The organism is Vulcanococcus sp., from assembly GCF_044369115.1.
Lineage (GTDB): Bacteria > Cyanobacteriota > Cyanobacteriia > PCC-6307 > Cyanobiaceae > Vulcanococcus.
Genome location: NZ_JBIPMN010000152.1, coordinates 1 through 6,527, shown reverse-complemented (window position 1 = coordinate 6,527; position 6,527 = coordinate 1). Strand labels below are relative to the sequence as shown.

Here is a 6,527-nt window from a genome sequence, read left to right as displayed (position 1 = left end):
ACCGGGCGAGATCACCGAAACCGATGTGGATCTGGCTGCCGCCTCCGGCGCCGTGATCGTGGGCTTCAACACCTCGATGGCACCGGGCGCCAAGCGCGCCGCCGATGCCACCGGCGTGGATGTGCGCGATTACGACGTGATCTACAAGCTGCTCGAGGACATCCAGATGGCCATGGAAGGCCTCCTGGAACCCGAGCTGGTGGAAGAGGGCCTCGGCGAAGCCGAAGTGCGGGCGGTGTTCACCATCGGCAAGAGCGCCGTGGCGGGCTGCTACGTCACCAACGGCAAGCTGCAGCGCAACTGCAAGGTGCGCGTCTGGCGCGGCAAGGAAAAGGTGTACGAGGGCGACCTCGACTCCCTGCGCCGCGGCAAGGACGACCAGAAGGAAGTGGCCACTGGCTTCGAGTGCGGCATCGGCTGCGATCGCTTCGCCAACTGGCAGGAAGGCGACCGCGTTGAGGCCTACAAACTGGTCACCCAACGCCGCACACTGAGCACCTGATCCTGCGCTGCAGCACCACGTGAATCCGGCAAGACGCGAACCCCTGCTGTGGCTCCAGCTCCTGGGGCTCTCGGCCTTGCCACTCGAGGCGCTGTTGCTGCTGCTCGTGCTCGCCGGCGCGGATCCCGGCCCGCTGCCTGGCTTTGAGCGCGTGTTGGCATGGGCCCTGGGTGCCCTATCGCCGGCCGTGTTGTTCTGGCGACTCCCTCCCGACCTGTGGTCGCTGCTGCTGCTTCAAGTGCCCCTGCGGGGTCGCCGGCCCGAGCAACTGCGGCTGAGCGCTCTGCAAACGGCCCTGCCCCTCAAACTGCTCGCGGCCTCTGGCACCGCCTTGCTCCTGCCGCTTGTGTGGCTGATGGATGCCAAAGCTGGCCTGGCCTGGGCCTGGTCGCCCCTGTCGGCCAGCCCGCGATTGGTGGTGCTGCTGGTGAGCCTGCCGCTGCTCGCCTTGATGCAATGGCACTGGCACCAGCTGATTCAGACCCTCTGGCTCTTCAGTCGGCCCGCGGCCCAGGTTGAACAAACTCTGCCCCTCACCCAGGCCCAAGCCGCCGATGACCGGCTGAATCTGGGGCTTCCCTTGCTGCTCTTGCCGCCGCTGGAGATCGCAGCGCCAGCTCCTCAACCCGAACCCACAACGAAACCCGAGCCGACCCCGGAACCAACCGCTCAGCCGAAAACAGAGCCCCAGCCGGAGCCGGAAGCATCAACCGAACCTGTTGCGGTTGAGAGCGAACAGCCCGGCGAGGAGACCACGCCCGAGCCGATCGACTCAGTGACTGAAGCGGTTACCGAAGAACCACGTGAAGAGCCGCCTGAAGAACCCGACTCAGGCGATCTCGTCGTCGACGCTGGGGTTGCGGTCGCGCCAGAGGAGACCGCCGAAGAGCACGAGAGCTCCAAGCTGGATGCCGAGGTCGCTGAGAGCGACGGTCTCACCAGCTGAGGCACGCAGCGTCATCGTGGCGAGGCCAACCGCCGCAGACGCCGTAAAGGCCAGCCAAAGCCCTCGCCTGAGCCCTCGCCAAGGCGTTTTGCTTTCCTGCAGCAAACGTGCCCGCAGAGCTGGATCCAAGTGCTCACGGGACTGTGGTGCCATGACGCGAGCCCAAAGGGCGCAACTGCCTGAATGCTAATTTGATGCGGCTGCCGGTGTAGCTCAGTGGTAGAGCAACTGATTCGTAATCAGTAGGTCGCAGGTTCAAATCCAGTCACCGGCTTGCTCAAGTGATCGAAACGCCAGAGGCCTTGCAACCACTGGCGTTTCTTTGTTTTCAGTGCACAGCGAAGGGCCTTGATCTCGGTTGTCCTCTCAATGTCAGGCGCCGCCAAACTGCCGCAGCGTGGCTACAACGCAGGTGAAACCTTCCGCGTTTCAAGAGAAGCCGATGGGACCATCCACCATGCAACAACTGATGGATGCAGCCCGCCAGGAAGCAGAACAAAGCTGGCATGAAGGCGGCATTCCAATCGGCGCCGTGCTCGCCCAGGAAGACGGCACGATCGTGGCCCGCGGGCACAACCAACGCGTGCAGAACGGCGACCCCACCAGCCATGGGGAAACCCAATGCATCCGCAACGCGGGCCGGCGCCGCGACTGGCGCGAGCTCACCCTCGTGACCACCCTTTCGCCCTGCCCAATGTGTGCTGGCACAGCTGTGCTGCTGGGGTTCAAGCGGGTGGTGATCGGCGAACGCCGCAGCTTTCAAGGGGCGGAAGCCTGGCTGAACGAGGCCGGGATCGAGATAGCGTGCCTGAATGATCCGGCTTGTGAAGCCTTGATGGAGCGCATGCTTCAGCAGAAACCGGAGCTCTGGGCTGAAGATATCGGCCACTGAACCATCCAATCTGAAACGGCAATTCCTGCAGCAGCCACGCAGCTGCATTCACGCAAGGCATGGCGAATCGCGAAATCCTGCTGCGGATGTCGTCAAGGCTGACTAAAAAAAGGATCTCCCGTTGGGATGCTCATGAATCCAAGCCAGGCGATGACGGTGGTGATGCCGTTTCTGTTCAAACTGGCCGGAGCTATTGCGCTCTGGATCATCGGTGGCTGGTTGATTCAGTTAGCGATGCGGGTGCTGCGTCGCTCCTTCAAGCAGAGCAGTCTCGATCCCACAGTGATCTCCTACCTGCTCAACATCCTTGGCGCTCTGCTGCGCGTGGTGCTGGTGGTTGCGATCCTCGGCTTCTTCGGCATCCAAACCGCCAGCTTCGCTGCCCTGCTGGCTGGTGTTGGTGTCGCAATCGGTGCGGCCTGGAGCGGCCTGCTGGGCAACTTTGCCGCCGGTGTATTCCTGCAGATCTTCCGCCCGATCAGTGTGGGGGATTTCATCTGTGGGGGCGGTGTTACCGGAACCGTTGAAGAAATCGGCATGTTTGTGACGTCAATCCTTGCACCCGATCACGTGCGCAATATCGTGCCGAACGGCAAGTTGTTCGGCGACACGATCCAGAACTTCTCCGTTCATACCTACCGCCGGGTTGACCTGTTCGCCCAGCTCGATCACAGCGCCGATGTCGGCAAGGCCATTGCTGTTTTGAAACAGGCTCTGCCAAGTATTCCCAAGCAGAGCGTGGGGACGGCTCCTGATGTGGAGATTCTCGAATTCAGCGAACGAGGGCCAAAACTGGCCGTTCGGCTTTACACCCACACTGACCACTACTGGCAGGTGTATTTCGACACCAACCGCACCATCGCCGAGGTGCTTTCAGCCCATGGCTTCCCAGTGCCACGCATCCCCGTGGCCATGGCGTCCTGACTGTTGGGCGATGGGCAAACTTCAGGTGCTGCGCCTCACTGCCGCGCTGATCGGGGCCGGCCTGGCGTTCGGCCTAGCCATGTGCTTGCCGCTGATTCCCAGCACCGTGCTCACGGCGCTGCTGCTCGCAGGTGGAGCAGGACTGATCAACCGGTTGATCAGTCCAGTGCGTTGGTGGGGCTGGCTAGGGCTGGCCTGCGGCAGCCTGCTGGGTACCGCCAGCACCTTGACCCGCTCCCTGCTGGCACCTCAAACACCCCAAGGGCAGCTGGAACCTGGGCTGACGGTTTTGCTCCTGGCGATCGCCGGCTGGCTGGCTGGCGATCGCCTCAGCCGCAGTGGGCTCTGGACGCCGGAGCGCCATCCACGCGATCTGCTGCGCTCCGCCAGCGGCCTCACCACCGGCATCTTTGCCGGAGTGGTCACCCTCACCTACGTGAGCAGTGGCCTGGAAACAGCCCGAACCCTCTCCAGCCGTCTGAGCACAGCGCTCACGATCCTGGTGTTTGCCCTGGTGGCGCCGGGCTGGTTGAGCCATCTATTCCGTCAAGCCCGTTCCACGTCTGATGAGTACTGAGCTCCTGGAACAGCCCCTGCTTCTGCTGGCCGAAGCCGTACGACTGGCCCTGGAAACGCTCTCGGTCATCACTGTGCTGGTGGGGCTGGTGATGAGCCTGGCCGGCCTGGGGCGCTGGCGGAGCCGCTACGGCACAGCAACCACCCGGCCGGCTCCATCGCTTCAAATCCTGTCCGCCGTCCGGGTGCAATTCGGCACCTGGCTCTCGCTGGCCCTGGAGTTTCAGCTCGGCGCCGACATTGTGGCCACCACCACCTCCCCCAATCGCGACACCTTGATACGCCTGGCGGTGGTGGCGCTGATTCGCACCTTCCTCAATGTGTTTCTGGCCCGAGAACTCGAGGCCGAGCGCGCTAAGGACACGTTGCGCCCATGAACCTCACGGATCACCTGGCACGGCAACGCAACCGGGATGCGGCCGAACGCACCCTGATGGCCTGGATTCGCACCTGCCTGGCGCTGATCAGCTTCGGCTTCGGCCTCGACAAGGTGGTGTCGGCCATCAATGCCCAAGGCGGGGCTGGACAGGCCCACGCCGAGTGGAGCGTGCGCCTGGTTTCGATCGCCTTCATCCTCACCGGCGTGGCCGCCATGCTGGCCGCCACCCAACAGCACCGCACCAACCTCAAGCGCCTGCTGCGCGACAACTTCACCTACGGCGACCATCCATCGCTGGCCAATGCCACCGCCGTGATGATCAGTTTGATCGGCTTGGCGGCCCTGATCCTGCTGCTGTTTGGAGCCGTACGGCCATGAATTCAAGCGTTGCTCTTCTGATCAGCATCACCCTCTTCTGCACGATGTTTGCCCTGGGGCTGAACCTGGAGCTTGAAGCGCTGCAGCGTTGGCTGCGTCATCCCGCCCTCCCGATTCGCGTTGTGCTCTGCTCCTGCCTGCTGGTGCCGCTGGTGGGGCTACTCCTGCTCCAGCTTCCCTTGAGCTGGGCCATTCCTCCGCCGGAGCGCACAGCCCTGGCCCTGATGGCGATCTGCCCCAGCGCTCCCCTGGCCCTGCGCAAAGCCAAAACAAGCGGTGGTGACCAACCTTTGGCTGCACTGATTCAGATCGGGGCCGCGATCGGCGCCATCGTCACGGTTCCGCTGATGGCACTGCTGTTCCGGCAGACCTTCCAGCTGAGCGGCTGGCAGGTGCAACCCATGGACATTGCCCTGCAGGTGGGGCGCGTCCAAGTGATCCCGTTGCTGTTGGCACTTGGGCTGCGGCAATGGCGCAACGAGATCGCCACTCGCCTGCACACTCCACTGGATCGCCTGGCCAACCTGCTGTTGGCGCTGCTGGCTCTGCTGATTCTGCTGAAAGCGGGGCCTCTGCTGATCGCATCGATCCTGAGCCGCCTTGGCGCGGTGGTGCTGATGGCGTTGTTGGTGCTGGCGTCTCTCGCCATCGGCTGGAGCCTGTCCCGCGGCGAGAGCTCCCACTCGATCACCACAGCGCTGGTGGTAGCCATGCGCAATCCCGGCCTGGCCCTGCTGCTGGCTAGTGAGTACGGCGATGGGCTGACGGGCCTGAAAGCGGCGATCCTGGTCTACGTGCTGATCACCCTGCTGTTGAGCTGGCCCGTGCTCCAGCGCGCCCAGCGTGTGTCCTGATGGAAACAACGTCTCATCACAACAGGCCACCAGGCCCCCGTCCCCGACGTCGCCCCAGTTGGGCCGAACAGCAGCACCGCCGTCGCCGGCATCCGATCAGTCGGCTGCTGGATCGCTCCTTTGGTCTGCGGTTGCTGCTGGCCGTCTGCGCAGCCGGTTTGCTGCTGGCCCTGGTGAACCGCTGGGAACACTGCCGCCAAGACGGCTTTAGCCACGGCTGCTTCCTCAGCGATCCTGGCGGGATCGTGAATGTCAGCAACGTGGAGGCGCTGAGCATCGTCAGCGCCGCCTTCCTTTACCTCCTGGAGAGCCGTCAGCGTCGGCAAAACTCCCACCTCCAGGCGATGGAGGTGATTCAAGCCTGTCAACAAAGTGGGGCTCGTTTCAGCTACGCCCGCAACGAAGCGTTGGAACTGCTCAGCGAAAGCGGCCTATGGCTCGATGGCCTCGACCTCAGTGGGGCACAGCTCGAGGAGATCCAAGCCGCGCATGGCCGCTGGCGCGGCATGAATCTGCGGGGAGCCAACCTGCAGGACGCCTGCCTACACGACGCCGATCTGCAGAGATGTGACCTCCGGGATGCCGATCTACGCGGAGCCGATCTCCGGTATGCCGATCTGCGCGACACCGATCTCAGTGGGGCCAATCTGGCCGGAGCCAGGCTGGAGGGCGCGAACCTCAGCGGTGCGAAAGGGGCGCATGGTTTTTGAGGTCTCGCTTGCCAAGACGCAACAGCTCAGACGGGCGCTGGCCGTAGCGCAGGGTGAAGTCACGGCTCAGAACAGGAAGGCTGCTGTAGCCGAACCGCTGGGCAATGCGACCCACCGTGTCTCCGGGCTCGGGATCGAGCAAGGCCAAGCGCACCTGCTCCAACCGCTGCTGGCGAACCCATTGCACTGGACCGCAACCAAAGCGCTGCTGAAAGGCCAACTGGAGGGTGCGCCTCGAGTAGCCCGTGTGCTGTTCCATCGCGGTGAGAGTGATCGGTGTGGTGAGGTGAGCGCGAATCCACTCGAGCAGCTCTTCAAACACGCGCTCACGCGACGACCCCGCATCCCGGGCACGGTTGACCTGCA

General features: G+C 63.7%; 10 protein-coding genes, 1 tRNA gene and 1 pseudogene. 10 read left to right on the top strand and 2 right to left on the bottom strand.

Annotation, left to right across the window (positions count from 1 at the left end; genetic code table 11):
- Both ACIQ2E_RS11370 and ACIQ2E_RS11365 read left to right on the top strand, forming a co-directional pair.
- Positions 1 to 502, top strand: a pseudogene (locus tag ACIQ2E_RS11370) (translation initiation factor IF-2); the annotation flags it as partial.
- 19 nt (positions 503 to 521) lie between these two features.
- Positions 522 to 1,448, top strand: a complete 927-nt coding sequence (locus ACIQ2E_RS11365; protein WP_398330441.1) for a low-complexity tail membrane protein — start codon at positions 522 to 524, stop codon at positions 1,446 to 1,448.
- Here ACIQ2E_RS11365 and ACIQ2E_RS11360 read toward each other — a convergent pair.
- Complete coding sequence (locus ACIQ2E_RS11360; RefSeq protein WP_398330438.1) at positions 1,332 to 1,601, bottom strand: DUF3493 domain-containing protein; 270 nt, start codon at positions 1,599 to 1,601, stop codon at positions 1,332 to 1,334. The genes ACIQ2E_RS11365 and ACIQ2E_RS11360 overlap by 117 nt on opposite strands.
- Before the next feature lie 49 nt (positions 1,602 to 1,650).
- Here ACIQ2E_RS11360 and ACIQ2E_RS11355 point away from each other — a divergent pair.
- From ACIQ2E_RS11355 to ACIQ2E_RS11320, 8 genes are all read left to right on the top strand, one after another.
- A tRNA-Thr gene (locus ACIQ2E_RS11355) sits at positions 1,651 to 1,722 on the top strand.
- A gap of 168 nt (positions 1,723 to 1,890) precedes the next feature.
- On the top strand, positions 1,891 to 2,340 hold the full coding sequence (locus ACIQ2E_RS11350) for a nucleoside deaminase (RefSeq protein WP_398330435.1): 450 nt from the start codon (positions 1,891 to 1,893) through the stop codon (positions 2,338 to 2,340).
- A 132-nt stretch (positions 2,341 to 2,472) separates the two neighbouring features.
- A complete protein-coding gene (locus ACIQ2E_RS11345; protein ID WP_398330432.1) occupies positions 2,473 to 3,264 on the top strand; it encodes a mechanosensitive ion channel family protein in 792 nt (263 codons plus the stop codon).
- 10 nt (positions 3,265 to 3,274) lie between these two features.
- Entirely contained in the window at positions 3,275 to 3,841 is a 567-nt protein-coding gene (locus ACIQ2E_RS11340) for a hypothetical protein (protein ID WP_398330429.1), read from the top strand.
- Positions 3,831 to 4,217 carry a DUF1622 domain-containing protein gene (locus tag ACIQ2E_RS11335; protein ID WP_398330426.1) on the top strand — a complete coding sequence of 129 codons (387 nt, stop codon included), beginning with the start codon at positions 3,831 to 3,833 and terminating at the stop codon, positions 4,215 to 4,217. The genes ACIQ2E_RS11340 and ACIQ2E_RS11335 overlap by 11 nt, the downstream gene beginning before the upstream one ends.
- Complete coding sequence (locus ACIQ2E_RS11330) at positions 4,214 to 4,597, top strand: YidH family protein (protein ID WP_398330423.1); 384 nt, start codon at positions 4,214 to 4,216, stop codon at positions 4,595 to 4,597. Before ACIQ2E_RS11335 ends, ACIQ2E_RS11330 begins: the two co-directional genes overlap by 4 nt.
- Positions 4,594 to 5,451, top strand: a complete 858-nt coding sequence (locus ACIQ2E_RS11325) for a bile acid:sodium symporter (protein ID WP_398330420.1) — start codon at positions 4,594 to 4,596, stop codon at positions 5,449 to 5,451. The genes ACIQ2E_RS11330 and ACIQ2E_RS11325 overlap by 4 nt, the downstream gene beginning before the upstream one ends.
- A complete protein-coding gene (locus ACIQ2E_RS11320) occupies positions 5,451 to 6,161 on the top strand; it encodes a pentapeptide repeat-containing protein (protein ID WP_398330417.1) in 711 nt (236 codons plus the stop codon). Before ACIQ2E_RS11325 ends, ACIQ2E_RS11320 begins: the two co-directional genes overlap by 1 nt.
- Here ACIQ2E_RS11320 and ACIQ2E_RS11315 read toward each other — a convergent pair.
- The coding region (locus ACIQ2E_RS11315) for a helix-turn-helix transcriptional regulator (RefSeq protein WP_398330414.1) at positions 6,130 to 6,527 on the bottom strand (398 nt) is incomplete at its 5' end. The two genes, ACIQ2E_RS11320 and ACIQ2E_RS11315, sit on opposite strands and share 32 nt — an antisense overlap.